Source organism: Pseudomonas sp. DD1 (assembly GCF_044510355.1).
Classification (GTDB): domain Bacteria; phylum Pseudomonadota; class Gammaproteobacteria; order Pseudomonadales; family Pseudomonadaceae; genus Aquipseudomonas; species Aquipseudomonas shahriarae.
The window spans coordinates 391,874-407,654 of the sequence record NZ_MSAJ01000033.1 but is presented as its reverse complement, the minus strand read 5'-3'; the positions used below and the strand labels follow the sequence as shown (position 1 = coordinate 407,654).

Below are 15,781 nucleotides of genomic sequence, written 5' to 3'. Positions count from 1 at the left end.
ACGTCATATAAAAGGTTTAGGGTGCGTTGATTCTTCCCATTCATTAGAGAATCGAGCGCTTGGCCAACGTCCCCGCTGATCACCGCAGCAGTCCCTGGTCGGTTTTCCTGATTTTCCTGCGCCTGGGTCTGACCTCCTTCGGCGGACCTGTCGCCCACCTCGGCTACTTTCGCGATGAATTCGTCACGCGGCGGCGCTGGTTGAGCGAGCGCAGCTATGCAGACCTGGTCGCGCTCTGCCAGTTTCTCCCCGGCCCGGCCAGCAGCCAGGTGGGCATCGCCCTGGGTTTGTCACGGGCAGGCTACAGCGGCGCACTGGCGGCCTGGGCCGGGTTTACCTTGCCGTCCGCCGTGCTCTTGATCCTGTTCGCCCTGGGCCTGACCCAGCATAGCTCGGCCATACCGAACGGCGCGCTGCATGGCCTCAAAGTCGTCGCCGTGGCGGTCGTCGCCCAAGCCGTGTGGGGCATGGCGCGCAACCTGTGCCATAGCGGGGGGCGCATGCTCCTGATGCTGATGGCCGCCGTCATTACCCTGTTGATACCGTCGGCCTGGGGCCAGGTCGCGGTGATTGCCGGCGCAGGCGTCGTCGGCCTGCTGCTGTTCAGCCCCGTCCCCAACGCCACCCACGAAGCACTCGCCATCCCCATCCGCCGCCGCGCGGGAGTGATGTGGTTGGCGCTGTTCTTGATCCTGCTGGTGGGCCTGCCGCTCCTCGCCCAGACGCTGCCCCACCAGAGCCTGGCGCTGCTAGACGCGTTCTACCGCAGCGGCTCGCTGGTGTTCGGTGGCGGCCACGTGCTACTGCCCCTGCTGCAAGCCGAAGTAGTGCCGCCGCAATGGGTGAGCAACGACGTGTTCCTCGCCGGCTACGGCGCGGCCCAAGCCGTGCCCGGGCCCTTGTTCACCTTCGCCGCGTTCCTCGGCGCCGCGATGAACCCGGCCCCCACCGGCTGGCTCGGCGGCGTGATCTGCCTGCTGGCTATCTTCGCGCCGTCGTTTCTCTTGATCTTCGCCGCCCTGCCCTTTTGGCAAAGCCTGCGCCAAAACACACGCGCACAGGCCGCACTGGCCGGCGTGAATGCCGCGGTGGTGGGTTTATTACTGGCAGCGCTGTACCAACCGGTGTGGACCAACGCGATATTCACCGCACAAGACTTCGGCCTGGCACTGATCGCCCTGGTGGCGCTGATGTTCTGCAAACTGCCGCCATGGCTCGTGGTTGCAGGCAGCGGCGCAGCGGGCTGGTTATTGAGTCTGATCGTGTAGACAACCCAGCCACCACGCCCTGCTCGACAGCCGGGGCGTGCAGCTACTAGCCCTTCAACTCAGCCGCACGATGGCTGGCAGCGTCGTCGTAAGCCACATACAACGACTCGGCGATTTGGCTTTTGATGGCTTTGGTGGACTCCAGGCCCAGGACAAAACCTTCGGCTTTGCCGCCTGCGCGATTCAGTTCTTCAGGCGTGCTGGCGCCGGTGATCGCCTCCAGCAACTTGATGGCATGTGGGCCTACGCCCTTGGGCAGGCTGATCTGGTCAATGCTCATTGCGGCACCTCGAATGAGGCTGGGGACGGTGTGTTGCGGGTTAACGAGGTCATGTGCGATACCTTGATGGCTGGGGGCCGATAGCGCGAGGAACCACTGCCGGAGGGGCATGGTAGACCGGGATGGACAAAAAAGGGCTGATTTCGCGACCACATCGGTGCAGCACTTGCCATCCCAGCCTCTGAGAACAAGAGGGAACGCCGCCGAACCCGGGCTCGACGGCTCGCTCGACTCTCAAGCTCCATTCAGAAGCGTTTAGGCAGGATCCGCGCCAGGGTGTTGTCCCGAACCCAGTAGTGATGGAACAAACCTGCCGCCGCATGCAAACCGATCAGCCAGTAACCGCTACTGCCAAGCAACTCGTGCCAATGCTTGAACTGCTTTGCCAGGTCCGGATCGACCGACACAAGTGACGGCAGAAAAAACCCGAAGTAAGGCATCGGTTTGCCTGCCGCCGACAACATCAGCCAGGCCAGCAGCGGGGGCGCAATCATCAGCCCATACAATGCCAGATGCATCAGGTGCGAAGCGCCGGTCTGCCACACAGGCAAGGCAGGCGTTATGGGTGGCCGGGGGGTCAGGCGCCCAAGCAGACGCACCCAGACCAGAAGAAAAATGCTTGCCCCCAAAAGCCCGTGCAGTCCCAGGAATAGGCTTCTCATGGTGCCCCCACGGGGTAGCAGGCCTTTGATTTCGATGCTGGCATAGACACCGACAAACAGCCCCAGCATCAGCCAGTGCAATGCAATCGACAGTTTTCCATAACGTTGGGTGGAGGAGTCTCGGGTCATGCTGGGCCTCTGCAGTCATTCTGGCGAGCGAGTCATTCGCCCGACCTCGATCCGGTTTAACGCCTGATCGAACCACGCCACCCTGCTCGCCCAGCCTTAATACAATCTGAAGAAGCGCCAGCCCGTCTGCTGCGACCTTCAGACTCCGTTAAGAAATGCCCTCGATACTCTGCCCAAACCTACTGGGGAGACGTTATCCAATGGCCCATTTCGACTGGCACCTCTCTTTACCGCTTCACTTCGGCCAAGCCGAGTCCTCGCAGATGAATCTGCTCAGGGCCTTGCCCGGCGACACGCTGCGCGCGGTCTTCGAAACCTTTGTCCAGCAACGTTTTCGCCAGGCACATGGTGCTGACATTCGTTATTTCATGCCGGAACTGTTTGGCGTAAGCAGCGCGTCTGGCGAACTTTGCGCCGTCGCCGGTGTGCGTCTGGCCAAGACTGAACCCTTGTTTCTGGAGCGGTATCTGGACGCGTCGATTGAAGCGCTGATCGGCACGGCAGCCGAGCGCCCCGTCGAACGCACCGGCATCGTCGAGGTGGGCAATCTGGCGGCCAGTGACAACGGCAGCGCACGCCTGAGCATCATTACCCTCACTTATCTGCTGGCCATGGGCGGCCTGGAATGGGTGGCCTTTACCGGCAATATCGGGCTGGTCAACAGCTTCCATCGCCTGGGATTAAAACCGCTGACGCTCTGCGCCGCCGACCCCGAGCGGCTAGGCGCTGACCGCCACAGTTGGGGCAGCTATTACGACAGCAAGCCCTGGGTGCATGTAGGCAACATCCGCGCAGGCTTTGTCCACCTACGCAATATCGGCGTGTTCAACCGCCTGGGGTTGCCCACATCGCTTGAGGAGGCCACTTATGTCGCCTGAAATGGAGCGTTTCAAGGAAATCCTACGCAGCCACGCTGAATGCACGCCACACACCACCGCCCTGTGGGGCGATCAGTTGAAGCTGGACTACGCCACCCTGTACGCCGAGCTTAACTATCGCCAACAGCGACTGCGCGATGAGGGGATCAAGGTGGTCGCGCTGGCGCTGGACAATGGCGTCGAAGCGATGCTCTGGGATCTGGCCACGCTGTTCGAAGGGCTGACGTGCCTGGCGCTACCGCCGTTTTTCACCCCGGCTCAACGCAAGCATTGCCTGGAACAAAGCCAGGCAGAGCTGGTGATCGCCGAACCGCAACTGGAGGCAGAACTGCAAACCGCCGGTTTCGAGAAAACCGGCGAGTTCTGGCGCAAAAACCTCAACGGTGCGTCCGGCTTACCCGAACACACCGCCAAACTGACGTTTACCTCAGGAACCACCGGCACCCCAAAAGGCGTGTGCCTGAGCGCCGAGAGTATTTTGAGGGTTGCCCGCGAGCTGTATCAGGCCAGCCAACCCAACGATCCACGGCACCACCTCGCGGTGCTGCCCCTGGCAATCCTGTTGGAAAATATCGGTTGTTATGCCGCCCTTTATGCCGGCGTCACCCTGAGCCTGCCAAGCCAGAGCGTGTTGGGGATTCAAGGGGCCAGCGGCGTCGACGTCCCGCAATTGCTCGGCTGCCTGGCCGCTCGCGCCCCCGAAAGCCTGATTCTGGTGCCGCAGCTTCTCCTGCTGCTGGTCAACGCTGGCGAACAAAAAGCCTTCAATCCTCAAACCCTGCGTTTTGCCGCCGTGGGCGGTGCGCGGGTTTCAGAAGAACTGCTGCACCGTGCGCACACCCTCGGCATGCGTGTCTACGAAGGCTACGGCCTGTCGGAGTGTGCGTCGGTGGTGTGCCTCAACCACCCCGAGGCCCATCGTCCCGGCAGTGTCGGCAAACCCCTGCCTCACGTAGAGGTACGTCTGGCTGAAGATGGCGAAGTGCTGATCAAGGGTTCTACCTTGCTCGGTTATTTGGGCGAGCCCGCTGGCGTCGACCAATGGTGGTCCAGCGGCGATCTGGGCGAATTTGACGCCGACGGTTTCCTCTATCTCAAGGGGCGCAAAAAGCATCAATTTGTCACCAGCTTCGGGCGCAACGTGAATCCGGAATGGGTCGAGGCCGAACTGACCCAACGCCGGCATATTGCCCAGGCCTTCGTCTACGGCGAAGCCATGCCAAGCAACCATGCGCTGCTGTGGCCCCATCGCACCGATTGCACCGATGACGAACTGGCGGCCGCGGTGGCCCAGGCCAACGAGGCCCTGCCCCAATACGCCCAGGTCCATCACTGGACCCGGCTGCCTCAACCGTTCACGCCCGCTAATGGTCTGCTGACCGCCAATGGCAGGCCGCGCCGCGACGCCATTGTTGAGCGTTACCAGGCGCAATTGACTGTATCGACCCCTTCCGAGGTATCCGCATCATGAGTTTTTTCGACACCCTGCAAATCGCCACTCAAGCAGAACGCAACGAGCTGTTCACCCTACCGGTCATCCGCGATGCCCTTGAGGGCAAGGTCAGCCTGGAGAGCTATCGGGCGTTTCTGACCCAGGCGTACTACCACGTACGCCACACTGTGCCGTTGATGATGGCCTGTGGCGCGCGCCTGCCGACGCGCCTGGAATGGCTGCGTGAAGCAGTCTGTGAGTACATCGAAGAAGAATACGGCCATGAAAAATGGGTGCTCAACGACATCCAGGCCTGTGGCGGCGACAAAGAGGCGGTACGCGACGGTCATCCGTCCCTGCCCATCGAGTTGATGACCAGTTTCCTCTACGACCTGATCGCCCGGGATAACCCGGTAGGTCTGTTTGGCATGGTCAACGTCCTCGAAGGCACCAGCATCGCCCTTGCCACCCACGCCGCCGGGGCCATTCGCGATCGCCTTGAGCTGCCGGAAACCGCCTTCAGCTACCTCAGCTCCCACGGTTCCCTGGATATCGGGCACATGCAGACTTACCGCCGACTGATGGACAAACTGCAGGACCCGAGTGATCAGGCGGCAGTCATTCATGCCTCCAAAGTGGTCTACAAACTCTACACCGACATGTTCCGTGGCTTGCCGCGTGACGGGGAGAGCCTGCATGCGCCTGTCTGAGGCTCGCGTGGTCTTGACCGGCGCCAGCGGCGGCATTGGCGCGGCGATTGCTGACGCACTGTGCGCCAACGGCGCCCAGGTGCTGGCCGTCGCCCGCCACCGCGAGTCGTTGGCGCCGCTGCTCGAGCGCTATCCACAGCAGGTGTTCTGGATTGGCGCCGACCTGACGTTCCTGGCAGACCGTCGCAAGGTGCTGGCCGCTGCGCAGGCAATGGGCGGTATCAACCTGCTGATCAACGCCGCCGGGGTCAATCACTTCGCCATGCTGGAGCAGCTCGAGGACAGCGATATCAACGCCATGCTGGCAGTCAACATCAGCGCGCCTATCTGCCTGACGAAAATCCTCCTGCCACTGCTCAAGCAGGCCAGCAGCGCGATGGTCGTCAACGTTGGCTCCACCTATGGCTCGATTGGCTACCCCGGCTACGCCAGCTACTGCGCAAGCAAATTTGCCTTGCGTGGATTTTCCGAAGCCTTGCGCCGTGAGCTGTCAGACACCCGCGTGGGTGTGTTGTATGTCGCGCCACGCGCCACCAGCACCCCCATGAACAGTCCGGCCGCGCAGGCGCTCAACGACGCCCTCAACGCGAATGTCGACGACCCTCAAACCGTGGCCTCGGCCGTGATCCGCGCCATTGCCGGTGACCATCGCGAGTTGTACCTGGGCTGGCCGGAACGGTTTTTTGTACGCCTCAACAGCCTGCTGCCCAACCTGATTGACCGAAGCTTGCGCAAGCACCTACCCCTGATCCGTCGCCTGAGCCAAAAGACTGACAACGAGGACCTCAATCCATGAAAAACACCCTCTGCTTGCTATTACTCGGCGCGTTGAGCCCGGCCGTCTGGGCCCTGGACGCCGCTGACCAGCAACGCCTCAACGACATCCAGCAGCGCTGGGCGCATATTCAATACGAATTACCCGCCGACCAGCGCGCGGCGAAGTTCGAGCAACTCGCCACCCAAGCCAGCGCGTTTACCCAGGATCGCCAATCCGTCGCCGAGGCCTGGATCTGGTCCGGTATCGTCACCAGCAGTTGGGCTGGCGCCCAGGGTGGGCTCGGCGCGTTGAGCAAGGTCAAGGAGGCGAAGATCGACCTGGAAAAAGCCCTCTCCCTGGACCCCAAAGCCCTGCAAGGCTCGGCCTACACCAGCCTCGCCGCGTTGTATGATCGGGTACCGGGCTGGCCTATTGGTTTCGGCGATTCGGACAAAGCACAACAATTGCTCGAGCAAGCATTGCAACTGAACCCAGACGGCATTGATAGTCTGTACTTCTGGGGCGATCACCTTTACCGTCAAAAACGCTACCCCCAAGCCAGACAGGCGCTACAAAAAGCCCTGCAGGCAGCCCCGAGGCCAGGCCGTGAAACCGCTGACGCCGGGCGCCGCGCGGAAATCGAAGCGTTACTGCAGCAAGTGAACCAGAAACTCGACTGACAGGAGTCCGTGTGCGCTTACTACTGATCGAGGATGACATGGGCCTGGGCGAAGGTATTCATCAGGCCCTCACGCGCGAGGGCTACACCGTCGACTGGTTGCAGGACGGCAGCAGCGGCTTGCACGCACTGCTCAGCGAAACGTTTGATCTGGCCGTGCTCGACCTCGGTCTGCCACGAATGGACGGGCTCGACGTCCTGCGTCGCCTGCGTGACAGTGGCTCCAACCTGCCGGTCCTGATCCTCACGGCCCGGGACGCCACCGAGGACCGTATCGCCGGCCTGGATGCCGGAGCGGATGACTACCTGATAAAACCGTTCGCCCTCGCAGAACTCAAAGCCCGGATACGGGCCTTGTTGCGACGCAGCGCTGGCCGGGCCCAGATGCTGATTGAACACGCGGGCATCAGCCTGAACCCCGGTACCCAGCAAGTCAGCTATCTGGGCGAGCCCGTGGCCTTGACCCCCAAGGAGTATCAGTTACTCCATGAACTGCTTTCCCCTCCTGGCCGAGTCATGACCCGCGATCAACTGATGCAGATACTCTACGGCTGGAGCGAGGAGGCGGAAAGCAACACGCTGGAAGTGCATATCCATCACCTGCGCAAGAAGTTTTCCAGCCAGTTGATCCGAACGATCCGTGGTGTCGGCTATCTGGTGGACGAACGCCCATGACCTCCATTCGCCAGCGCACGCTCACCTTGATTCTTGGCCTGCTGTTCCTCGGTCTACTGATCATGACCGCCGTCAACCTGCATGACAGCAATCATGAAATTGACGAGGTCTACGACGCCCAACTGGCGCAAAACGCGCGTCTGTTGCAAGGCGTGATGCGCATGCCAATGGCCAGTAAGGAGCAAGCAGAGCTGTACCAGGCGTTCAATCAAGCGCTGGGGCTTGCCGTGCCTAAGGTCGATGGCCATCCGTATGAAAGCAAGATCGCGTTCCAGGTCTGGAACTCGGACGGCACGTTGCTGGTTCACACCGCCAGCGCACCCGCGTTTACCTCACCACCGAGCAAGGCCGGTTTCAGCGCCATCACGGACGTCAACAACCGAGCATGGCGCGCGTTTGTCTTGGAGGATGCGCAATATAATTTGAAGATTTGGGTGGGCGAGCGTGACGACGTGCGTGACGATCTGGTGAATCGGATTGTCCGCCATACGGTGTTGCCCAATCTGATTGGCTGCGTGCTGCTTGCCGCAGTGATCTGGCTGGCGATTGGCTGGGGTTTGAAACCCCTGGTCAACATGGCGCAAACCCTGCGCGCGCGGCATCCAGGCTCGCTTGAACCCTTGCACTTGAATCCATTGCCCACTGAACTGGAGCCCATGCAGGCCGCCCTTAACCGCGTGCTCGCACAAATCCAGGAGGTCATGGGGCGCGAGCGGCGTTTTATCGCCGACGCCGCCCATGAGATGCGCACACCGTTGGCGGTGCTTAAAGTTCACGCAGAAAACCTGAAGGATGCCGCTAGCGAGGATGATCGACGCGCGTCCCTTGAGCACCTCATGGCAGGTGTCGACCGTACCACCCGACTGGTCAATCAACTGCTGACCATGGCCCGTATTGAACCCCGCACCTCCGCCCTTGAGGCGCCAAAAACAGATCTGGTGGCGACAGTCCGGGACAGTCTGGTGCAGATGACACCCTGGCTCTTGAGCAAGGAACTTGAGCTGGTGTTCGACCCTGTCGACGAAGTCGGCCTGGTCAAAGTCGACACCGGGATCATCCAGATTGCCTTGAACAATTTGGTGAGCAATGCGGCAAACTTTTCCCCGCCTGGAGGGCTCATCACCGTCGGGCTGGCCAAACACCACGATCACTACGAGTTGAGTGTCGAAGACCAGGGGCCGGGCATTGATGAAGCAGAACGTGATCGACTGTTTGAGCGCTTCTACAGCCGTGGCAACGACCACGGCGCAGGCCTGGGCCTGACCATCGTGCAATCCATCGCAAATCGCCTGGGTGGACAGGTCCGCTTGGAAAACCGGCCATCGGGTGGTTTACGGGCAACCTTTGAGTTTGCCCGGCTTTAGGTCGGTGCATGCCCGTAAAAGCATTTGGCCAAGCCCACTCGCCCGATTGCTGAGCTGATATCATCGAAAGATCAACGCGCCGAGTAAACCGCATGAACCGTCGTAAAAAGATCAATCAGTTATTAAAAGCCAACGCCAAAAAGGCCAGTGCCAAACTGGCCCCCAAAAGCAAAGACAAGTACATCAGCAAGGCCGACCGCTTGAAGCTGGAAGCGCAGCCGCCTCAGGACCCGACCATTTCCCCTGACACGCCCAACTGATTCAGGGCACTCTACGCCGGCGCAACAGTCTGCTATCAGACACCCACACTCACCCGGCGGAGCTTCCCATGATGATTGTTCACCACCTCAACAACTCACGCTCGCAGCGCATTCTCTGGCTGCTCGAAGAACTCGGCCTGCCCTACGCGCTCAAGCGCTACCAGCGCGACCCAAAAACCAACCTCGCACCACCAGAGCTCAAGGCGATCAACGCGCTGGGCAAATCGCCGGTGCTTGAAGATGGCAGCCGCGTGGTGATCGAGTCCGGCGCCATTGTCGACTACCTGATCCGCCGCCATGGCCAGGGTCGCCTGCAACCCGACCCGGCCACGGCCGCCTACGACACCTACGTGCAATGGCTGCACTTTGCCGAAGGCTCAGCCATGCTGCCGCTGATGCTCAACCTGTACGTCGGTCGCCTGGGTGATGCCGGTGCGCCGTTGCATCCGCGGATCGAGTCGGAACTGGCCAACTACCTGGGTTACCTGAACGACGCCCTGGCGCAGTCACCGTACCTGCTGGGTGAGGAACTGAGCGGTGCGGATATCCAGATGAGCTTCATTGGCGAAATCGCCAAGGCCCAGGGCAAGCTGCCGGCGTACCCGAACCTCGCGGCGTGGGTCCAGCGGTTCCAGGCCCGGCCGGCCTATCGCAAGGCGCTGGAACAGGGTGGGGAATACGCGTTTGCCCAGTAAATCACCGGGCATTTGACTGCCCTTCCAAAGCCGGCATAATTGCCGGCTTTTTTCGGGATGTCCCCATGCCGGCAGGTGGCATACTTTCTAGATGGATTGCCCCGGCCATTGAATGTTCGCCTTGAGTAACGAAGTCTGAACGTAGGACCAGTCGCCTTTCGCTCTCTGAATAAACACCATCCTGCCAGTACTTCCCTCGCAGAGTACACTCCAACATCCCGGCGTAAGTATATGGAAATAGCCTCCTCCAACGAGGCATTTACAATTTCTTAACAACATGAATCTTATTTGGATAGCCTGCAATATCTGAATTTATAATTCCGCCCTCAACAAAAACATTCATATACGGCCCCGTATAGGTGATATTTGTTATCAGGCGACCTTTCGCCCCACCAAAAATCAAATAATTTCCGACAGCGATAGAAACCCTATTACTTACCGTGTTTGCAATGACAAGACCTGAAAAGGCTGTGGATATTCCTTTTTTCCAGTTCGCATCTGAAAGATCGGCTGCCAAAATACTATCCGAAGCAAGCCGCACTTCGGTGCGTTTCCACACGCCTCCTTCCTTATCAAACCTTACGGCATATTCCCCCTCCTTCCAGACTAAAGCACTTAGATACTCAGGGAGATCTACAAATGGCACGCTTGCTGTCAAATGCACACTCGCGCATGAATCTACTGCATCATCCTTAACGACGAGATCAGAGCTAGACTCATAAATACCTCGATGAAACAACAGATTTGCATAAGCTCGGACACGCGTGTTCGACGATAAGACAGCACAATCAATATCGACTTCCTTGAGTACAAGCACTTTAAGATCTTGGTTTTCAGCATCCATTGCAGACCAGGCTGAATAACGCTCGTTGTAAACCTTGTATGAATAAAATCCGTACACTGCTGAAGCCAGGATAAGAGCGAGTAAAACGCTACGCCATTTAGTATCTAGCCAAGCAAAATAAAAGGACAGAATCATCGCTATGGGCAGTAACATCTTTAAACGATCGAAAGAAAACTCCTGTGCATGCTGAAGCATTACCAAATTTTCTATCAGCGGTACGCTGGCCGCCACCAGCAGGCTCCAGAACACTGCGAGGCGCACATCTTTTTTAGCCGAAAAAAACGCAACAACAGGGAAAAACACAGCAACGACAAGTAAAAACAGGCCATATGAAAGCGCGTAACCTTCAAACAGGCTATAGAGGCTACCTGTTGAGGTGTTTCTTGCAAAAAAGCGCGCTATGAATGAATTGATTGACGATTCGAATCCCGTCACTACCCCATAATGCACAATCGTCAATATGCCAGCAAAAAAAGTCGCTATGAAAACCTTGACTGCAAGCGCCTTCGAAAAGGGTACTTTCAATCTATCAAACAGCAGGATGAAAAATATCCCAGCATTAAAAACATAACCTGTCCATTCTGTGGAAGCTCCCCAAAATGCCAAGCCAACTAAAATCCACCCATAAACACGTGACGCTCGTTCATTCTCCGAAGATAGGTACTTAAAAAAAACGAATAACGAAAGTACTAAAATTATCTGATAAAAACTATGAACCCAATAAAGCACGCCATGCGAAAGGAGCGCTTCACGACTAAAGATCGCCACCGCCGCCCCGACCACCCCACCCGAGACAGCAGACCACTTTCTGAACCCGCAAAAAAATAACAACTGACTGAGCCAAGTATAGATAATCAATGCACTCAGAGCACCAATCACAAAATTAAATTTTGCCAAATTCTCCAGAGAAAACTCAATATTCAACGCACTAAATGTAAAATATGGAGCCAAAAATCCGCTCGAGGCAAAGCTCGTATAAACATAGTCTCCTGTACTGGTCGGTATTGTTGCCCCCCAAGGAATATTTTTATCCAGAGTGCCACCCAATGAAACTGTCGGCAAAAACCAATGATTCACAATTGGAGACTCTTTAAGTGCGCTCATGGTCAAAATCACATGATAGCTGGCCTCCATATTCGGTGCGGGCGGAACTTTTTCAAAATCACCAACCCGGATAAAAAATGACACCACCAACATTAACAAAACAACTAGTACGCCAGGAATGTAGCACTCCCGATACAATTTTCTAGACATAATACAAATCCCTAACAACCGCTTAATGATTTCCATATGAAAATCAGCATTGACTTTCTAATAGATAGTTTTTCCCGACTTGGAATCAATGTATAAACATAAAATAACCCTGCGGCCCCCTCCTTGTTAAACGGGTGTCATAATAGCAAGGTGCCACCGATAAAACATGCGTCTATACATGACTTTCAAAATTTTGCTCACTGGGCTGACGCCGGGACCAAACGAGGCATGGCAACTACGGGCATTCATTTGCAAGCTGGTTAAGTGACTACGGTTCGGCGTTATCGAGGCTCTGTGCTCATAGACGGGCGAAAGCGCCCTGCCGGGCACCTAGCTGCGTGATAGCATCTATCCAGACACAACATTGTGCAGGCACTTGCCCCATGTCCATCGCCGATAATCTGCTCGCCTTTACCCTCGCCGCCACCCTCCTGACCCTCACTCCCGGGCTCGACACCGCGCTGGTGTTGCGTACCGCGACGGTGGAAGGCAAGCAGCAGGCATTGCGTGCGGCATTGGGTATCAATGCGGGCTGTTTCTTATGGGGCGCGGCGGTGGCCTTTGGTTTGGGTGCGTTGATCGCAGTGTCGGAGGTGGCCTTCAACCTCTTGAAGTACTGCGGCGCCGCTTATCTGGCCTGGCTGGGCCTGAATATGCTGCTGCGCCCACGCACCTCCCTGACGGTCGGTGAGGCTCACGCCCAACCCGGCACCCGCTGGTTCTTGAAAGGCATGCTGGGCAATGTGCTCAACCCCAAGATCGGGATTTTCTATGTGTCGTTCCTGCCGCAGTTCATTCCCCAGGGCCATTCGTTGATCGCCTGGACATTCGGCCTGGTGAGCATCCATGTGGTGCTCGGCATGGCGTGGTCGTTGACCCTGATCGGCGCCACCCAGCCACTGGCCGCAGTGCTGCGCCGGAGCAAGGTGATCACCTGGATGGACCGCAGCACCGGCCTGCTTTTTGTGCTGTTCGCGGCCCGCCTGGCATTGAGCAAACGCTAGTCAGGGCTTCGACGAAGATCAAGGTGGGCGCTGTCGAGCCCCTGGATCACTGCGGCTTCGGGGCTGTCATGTACTGGCTGAAGTTGTTGATGTGATCATCCAGATTGTCTTCCAGCATCATCCGGTACTGCTCACAGAAGTACTTCAACATCGCTTCCCGCGCCTCGGCCATTTCCGCGCCGGACTTGAAGTTGCGTGCACTGGCCCAGGCGTTGAAACGGGTGGTGCCGAACATCATCGAGGCACTGACCTGGCCCAGGTTCTCGAGGGTTTTCAATTGCTCGTTCGACAGTTCGATATGCGCGTCGGCGCGGTCGTAGAAGGCTTGGTCGGTAGCGTCTGGCATGGTGGAACACCTGGGTTGGATAAATGAGTCATTGAAACATTTGCGGCAGGCAAGACCCTAGACCGGGTTCGTCGCCTCCAGCAACTGCGTGATCCAGCGCACCTCTTGCGCCAGTTCCTGCACTTTCTGTTCGGGCAACGCTTGTCGGGCCTGGGCCAGCTGATCCAGGGTGCGTTGCTTGTAGCGCAGCAGGCGTTGCCATTTGGCCAGGAACGCCGGGCTGCGGGCCTGCATCTGCAGGGGCCCGAAGTACAGCTGCTCGGCGCTGTAGCTCACCGGCCCGCTGCGCTCGGCGACGATGATTTCGTAGTCGAAGCGGTTTTCCCGTAGCAGTTCCTCGCAGAGGATGCGATAGCCGTTGTCCATCAGCCACAGGCGCAGCGGTTGTTCGCCGCCGTTGGGTTGCAGGATCAGGCGTTCCCGGCCGCTGAGATGCGCCTTGCCGCGCTCGAGGATATCGCGGATGGTCTCGCCGCCCATGCCGCAGATGCTGACCGCGTCGAGCAGGTCGGCCGGTTCGATAGCCGCCAGGCCATCGGCCAGGCGCACGTGGATGTGCAGTTCGTGGCCGTTGTCGCACACCGTGCGCTGGGCGGCGCGGAACGGCGTCAACGCCACCTCGCCGGCCACTGCCGCGACAATCGCGCCACGGTTCATCAACGCCACCGGCAGGTAGGCGTGATCCGAGCCGATATCAGCCAGGCGCGCGCCGGCCGGTACCTGGGCCGCCACGCGCTCTAGGCGCTTGGACAATGTGTTGTGGTTCAACTGCTGTTCCTTTTCGCGGCACTTTTGCCCTCAGTGCGGGCGCGCATGATGCGCGGTGCGCGCCGCAGGGTAAAGCACCGCCGTCGGCGCCCGCCAGGCGAGCGCCTTGTACAGGTCCACGGCATTGCCATAGGACACGGCCTGCGCCTGGGCAATGGCCTGGCGCAGGCTGAGCAGCTCGCGCAGAAAGCGGTTGCAGCAAAGATCGGGCAGGACTATAAAACCTCAACCTAACTTTAGGGCAACCCCCATGGCAGCAGAAAAGAACCCGGACGGTGTGCGCTCCCTCACCATCGGCGAGGTGGCCAGGCGCAGTGGCGTACCCATCTCCACCCTGCACTTCTACGAGTCCAAGGGCTTGATCGCCAGCACCCGCAACGCCGGCAACCAGCGGCGCTTCCCGTCGCTGGTGCTGCGCAGCATTGCGATTATCAAAGTGGCGCAACGCACCGGCATTCCGCTGGAAGAGATCAAACGCGCCATGGGCCGCTATCCGCCGAACAGCAAATTGACGGCCGCGCAATGGGGAGAAATGTCCTCGGCCTGGCGCGACAACCTCAACGAACGCATCCGAACCCTGGAAGCCCTCCGCGACAGCCTGGACAACTGCATTGGCTGCGGCTGCCTGTCGCTCAACGACTGCCCGTTGCGCAACCCCGGCGATACCTTGAGCCAGGAAGGACCGGGGCCGAGGATCCTCGAACGCGCCGCTGCCGCATCTGAAATGCAATCCTCCAAACCCTGAAGATCAAGATGGAAACTGTCGAGCCTTGGCGAGGCTGCGATGGCGGCGGTATTGCTGGGATTGATGTTGGCTGACCCACCGCTATCGCAGGCAAGCCAGCTCCCACCTTGGATCTTCAGTACATTGAGTACCGTATGCATCCTGCGGTGGCAGCTGAAATGCGACCCTCCAACCCCTGAAGGTCGAGGTGGGAGCTGTCGAGCCCCAGCGAGGCTGCGATGGCGGCGGCATTGCTGGGATTGATTTTGGCTGACCCACCGCTATCGCAGGCAAGCCAGCTCCCATCTTGGATCTTCAGCACATTGAGCATCGTATGCATCCTGCGGTGGCAGCTGAAATGCAATCCTCCACCCCCTGAAGATCGAGGTGGGAGCTGTCGAGCCCCAGCGAGGCTGCGATGGCGGCGGCATTGCTGGGATTGATTTTGGCTGACCCACCGCTATCGCTGGCAAGCCAGCTCCCACCTTGGATCTTCAGCACATTGAGCACCGTATGCATCCTGCGGTGACAGCTGAAATGCAATCCTCCCCCCTGAAGATCGAGGTGGGAGCTGTCGAGCCCCAGCGAGGCTGCGATGGCGGCGGTATTGCTGGGATTGATGTCGGCTGACCCGCCGCTATCGCTGGCAAGCCAGCTCCCACCTTGGATCTTCAGCACATTGAGCATCGTATGCATCCTGCGGTGACAGCTGAAATGCAATCCTCCAACCCCTGAAGATCGAGGTGGGAGCTGTCGAGCCCCAGCGAGGCTGCGATGGCGGCGGTATTGCTGGGATTGATGTTGGCTGACCCACCGCTATCGCAGGCAAGCCAGCTCCCACCTTGGATCTTCAGTACATTGAGTACCGTACGCATCCTGCGGTAGCAGTGAAATGCAATCCTCCCCCCCCTGAAGATCGAGGTGGGAGCTGTCGAGCCCCAGCGAGGCTGCGATGGCGGAGGCATTGCTGGGATTGATGTTGGCTGACCCACCGCTATCGCAGGCAAGCCAGCTCCCATCTTGGATCTTCAGCACATTGAGCATCGTATGCA

19 protein-coding genes are annotated in these 15,781 nt (G+C 58.8%); 13 read left to right on the top strand and 6 right to left on the bottom strand.

What is annotated here, in order from left to right; genetic code table 11:
* Nucleotides 1–59 precede the first annotated feature (59 nt).
* Nucleotides 60–1,268, top strand: coding sequence for a chromate efflux transporter (gene chrA, locus PSFL_RS21020; RefSeq protein ID WP_397470442.1), 1,209 nt, complete (start codon nt 60–62; stop codon nt 1,266–1,268).
* A 46-nt stretch (nt 1,269–1,314) separates the two neighbouring features.
* Here the strand turns inward: chrA and PSFL_RS21015 are convergent, their stop codons facing one another.
* The gene (locus PSFL_RS21015; RefSeq protein WP_397470441.1) at nt 1,315–1,548 is read right to left on the bottom strand and encodes a hypothetical protein; all 234 of its coding nucleotides are present in this window, start codon (nt 1,546–1,548) and stop codon (nt 1,315–1,317) included.
* A gap of 245 nt (nt 1,549–1,793) precedes the next feature.
* The gene (locus tag PSFL_RS21010; protein WP_397470440.1) at nt 1,794–2,339 is read right to left on the bottom strand and encodes a cytochrome b; all 546 of its coding nucleotides are present in this window, start codon (nt 2,337–2,339) and stop codon (nt 1,794–1,796) included.
* Between the two features lie 200 nt (nt 2,340–2,539).
* On the opposite strand from PSFL_RS21010, the gene PSFL_RS21005 reads away from it, so the two are divergent.
* The 9 genes from PSFL_RS21005 to PSFL_RS20965 all read left to right on the top strand — a co-directional run bounded on the left by PSFL_RS21005 (nt 2,540) and on the right by PSFL_RS20965 (nt 9,789).
* Nucleotides 2,540–3,217 carry a thermostable hemolysin gene (locus PSFL_RS21005; protein ID WP_057438588.1) on the top strand — a complete coding sequence of 226 codons (678 nt, stop codon included), beginning with the start codon at nt 2,540–2,542 and terminating at the stop codon, nt 3,215–3,217.
* Entirely contained in the window at nt 3,207–4,688 is a 1,482-nt protein-coding gene (locus PSFL_RS21000) for an AMP-binding protein (RefSeq protein ID WP_397470439.1), read from the top strand. Before PSFL_RS21005 ends, PSFL_RS21000 begins: the two co-directional genes overlap by 11 nt.
* Complete coding sequence (locus PSFL_RS20995) at nt 4,685–5,359, top strand: TenA family transcriptional regulator (RefSeq protein WP_057438586.1); 675 nt, start codon at nt 4,685–4,687, stop codon at nt 5,357–5,359. The genes PSFL_RS21000 and PSFL_RS20995 overlap by 4 nt, the downstream gene beginning before the upstream one ends.
* Entirely contained in the window at nt 5,346–6,155 is an 810-nt protein-coding gene (locus tag PSFL_RS20990) for an SDR family oxidoreductase (protein WP_057960196.1), read from the top strand. The genes PSFL_RS20995 and PSFL_RS20990 overlap by 14 nt, the downstream gene beginning before the upstream one ends.
* Complete coding sequence (locus PSFL_RS20985) at nt 6,152–6,796, top strand: tetratricopeptide repeat protein (RefSeq protein WP_397470438.1); 645 nt, start codon at nt 6,152–6,154, stop codon at nt 6,794–6,796. Before PSFL_RS20990 ends, PSFL_RS20985 begins: the two co-directional genes overlap by 4 nt.
* A gap of 11 nt (nt 6,797–6,807) precedes the next feature.
* Nucleotides 6,808–7,470, top strand: a complete 663-nt coding sequence (locus tag PSFL_RS20980) for a response regulator (RefSeq protein WP_120733641.1) — start codon at nt 6,808–6,810, stop codon at nt 7,468–7,470.
* Nucleotides 7,467–8,834 (top strand): ATP-binding protein, encoded by a 1,368-nt coding sequence (locus tag PSFL_RS20975; RefSeq protein WP_057438582.1) that lies wholly within the window; start codon nt 7,467–7,469, stop codon nt 8,832–8,834. The genes PSFL_RS20980 and PSFL_RS20975 overlap by 4 nt, the downstream gene beginning before the upstream one ends.
* A gap of 92 nt (nt 8,835–8,926) precedes the next feature.
* Complete coding sequence (locus tag PSFL_RS20970) at nt 8,927–9,094, top strand: DUF2986 domain-containing protein (RefSeq protein WP_169960220.1); 168 nt, start codon at nt 8,927–8,929, stop codon at nt 9,092–9,094.
* Between the two features lie 68 nt (nt 9,095–9,162).
* Nucleotides 9,163–9,789 (top strand): glutathione S-transferase family protein, encoded by a 627-nt coding sequence (locus PSFL_RS20965; protein WP_057438581.1) that lies wholly within the window; start codon nt 9,163–9,165, stop codon nt 9,787–9,789.
* 259 nt (nt 9,790–10,048) lie between these two features.
* Here the strand turns inward: PSFL_RS20965 and PSFL_RS20960 are convergent, their stop codons facing one another.
* Nucleotides 10,049–11,923 carry a hypothetical protein gene (locus PSFL_RS20960; protein ID WP_315492561.1) on the bottom strand — a complete coding sequence of 625 codons (1,875 nt, stop codon included), beginning with the start codon at nt 11,921–11,923 and terminating at the stop codon, nt 10,049–10,051.
* 347 nt (nt 11,924–12,270) lie between these two features.
* On the opposite strand from PSFL_RS20960, the gene PSFL_RS20955 reads away from it, so the two are divergent.
* Nucleotides 12,271–12,891 carry a LysE family translocator gene (locus PSFL_RS20955; RefSeq protein WP_397470437.1) on the top strand — a complete coding sequence of 207 codons (621 nt, stop codon included), beginning with the start codon at nt 12,271–12,273 and terminating at the stop codon, nt 12,889–12,891.
* Between the two features lie 46 nt (nt 12,892–12,937).
* On the opposite strand, the gene PSFL_RS20950 is transcribed toward PSFL_RS20955, so the two are convergent.
* Both PSFL_RS20950 and PSFL_RS20945 read right to left on the bottom strand, forming a co-directional pair.
* The gene (locus tag PSFL_RS20950; protein WP_057438578.1) at nt 12,938–13,237 is read right to left on the bottom strand and encodes a DUF3144 domain-containing protein; all 300 of its coding nucleotides are present in this window, start codon (nt 13,235–13,237) and stop codon (nt 12,938–12,940) included.
* Nucleotides 13,238–13,294: 57 nt separating this feature from the next.
* On the bottom strand, nt 13,295–14,005 hold the full coding sequence (locus PSFL_RS20945) for a tRNA (adenine(22)-N(1))-methyltransferase TrmK (protein WP_128592911.1): 711 nt from the start codon (nt 14,003–14,005) through the stop codon (nt 13,295–13,297).
* Here PSFL_RS20945 and PSFL_RS20940 point away from each other — a divergent pair.
* Together PSFL_RS20940 and soxR are read left to right on the top strand one after the other, a co-directional pair.
* On the top strand, nt 13,997–14,239 hold the full coding sequence (locus tag PSFL_RS20940) for a hypothetical protein (RefSeq protein WP_305461097.1): 243 nt from the start codon (nt 13,997–13,999) through the stop codon (nt 14,237–14,239). The two genes, PSFL_RS20945 and PSFL_RS20940, sit on opposite strands and share 9 nt — an antisense overlap.
* A 16-nt stretch (nt 14,240–14,255) precedes the next feature.
* Entirely contained in the window at nt 14,256–14,750 is a 495-nt protein-coding gene (gene soxR / locus PSFL_RS20935; protein WP_120733650.1) for a redox-sensitive transcriptional activator SoxR, read from the top strand.
* 294 nt (nt 14,751–15,044) lie between these two features.
* Here soxR and PSFL_RS20930 read toward each other — a convergent pair whose 3' ends face one another.
* A complete protein-coding gene (locus PSFL_RS20930) occupies nt 15,045–15,416 on the bottom strand; it encodes a hypothetical protein (RefSeq protein WP_397470436.1) in 372 nt (123 codons plus the stop codon).
* Between the last annotated feature and the right edge of the window lie 365 nt (nt 15,417–15,781).

Excerpts from the sequence above, each read along its gene's own strand:
- PSFL_RS21015 (WP_397470441.1), bottom strand. The coding sequence starts at position 1,548 with ATGAGCATTGACCAGATCAGCCTGCCCAAGGGCGTAGGCCCACATGCC.
- PSFL_RS21010 (WP_397470440.1), bottom strand. The coding sequence starts at position 2,339 with ATGACCCGAGACTCCTCCACCCAACGTTATGGAAAACTGTCGATTGCA.
- PSFL_RS21005 (WP_057438588.1), top strand. The coding sequence starts at position 2,540 with ATGGCCCATTTCGACTGGCACCTCTCTTTACCGCTTCACTTCGGCCAA.
- PSFL_RS21000 (WP_397470439.1), top strand. The coding sequence starts at position 3,207 with ATGTCGCCTGAAATGGAGCGTTTCAAGGAAATCCTACGCAGCCACGCT.
- PSFL_RS20995 (WP_057438586.1), top strand. The coding sequence starts at position 4,685 with ATGAGTTTTTTCGACACCCTGCAAATCGCCACTCAAGCAGAACGCAAC.
- PSFL_RS20990 (WP_057960196.1), top strand. The coding sequence starts at position 5,346 with ATGCGCCTGTCTGAGGCTCGCGTGGTCTTGACCGGCGCCAGCGGCGGC.
- PSFL_RS20985 (WP_397470438.1), top strand. The coding sequence starts at position 6,152 with ATGAAAAACACCCTCTGCTTGCTATTACTCGGCGCGTTGAGCCCGGCC.
- PSFL_RS20975 (WP_057438582.1), top strand. The coding sequence starts at position 7,467 with ATGACCTCCATTCGCCAGCGCACGCTCACCTTGATTCTTGGCCTGCTG.
- PSFL_RS20970 (WP_169960220.1), top strand. The coding sequence starts at position 8,927 with ATGAACCGTCGTAAAAAGATCAATCAGTTATTAAAAGCCAACGCCAAA.
- PSFL_RS20965 (WP_057438581.1), top strand. The coding sequence starts at position 9,163 with ATGATGATTGTTCACCACCTCAACAACTCACGCTCGCAGCGCATTCTC.
- PSFL_RS20960 (WP_315492561.1), bottom strand. The coding sequence starts at position 11,923 with ATGGAAATCATTAAGCGGTTGTTAGGGATTTGTATTATGTCTAGAAAA.
- PSFL_RS20955 (WP_397470437.1), top strand. The coding sequence starts at position 12,271 with ATGTCCATCGCCGATAATCTGCTCGCCTTTACCCTCGCCGCCACCCTC.
- PSFL_RS20950 (WP_057438578.1), bottom strand. The coding sequence starts at position 13,237 with ATGCCAGACGCTACCGACCAAGCCTTCTACGACCGCGCCGACGCGCAT.
- soxR (WP_120733650.1), top strand. The coding sequence starts at position 14,256 with ATGGCAGCAGAAAAGAACCCGGACGGTGTGCGCTCCCTCACCATCGGC.
- PSFL_RS20930 (WP_397470436.1), bottom strand. The coding sequence starts at position 15,416 with ATGCTCAATGTGCTGAAGATCCAAGGTGGGAGCTGGCTTGCCAGCGAT.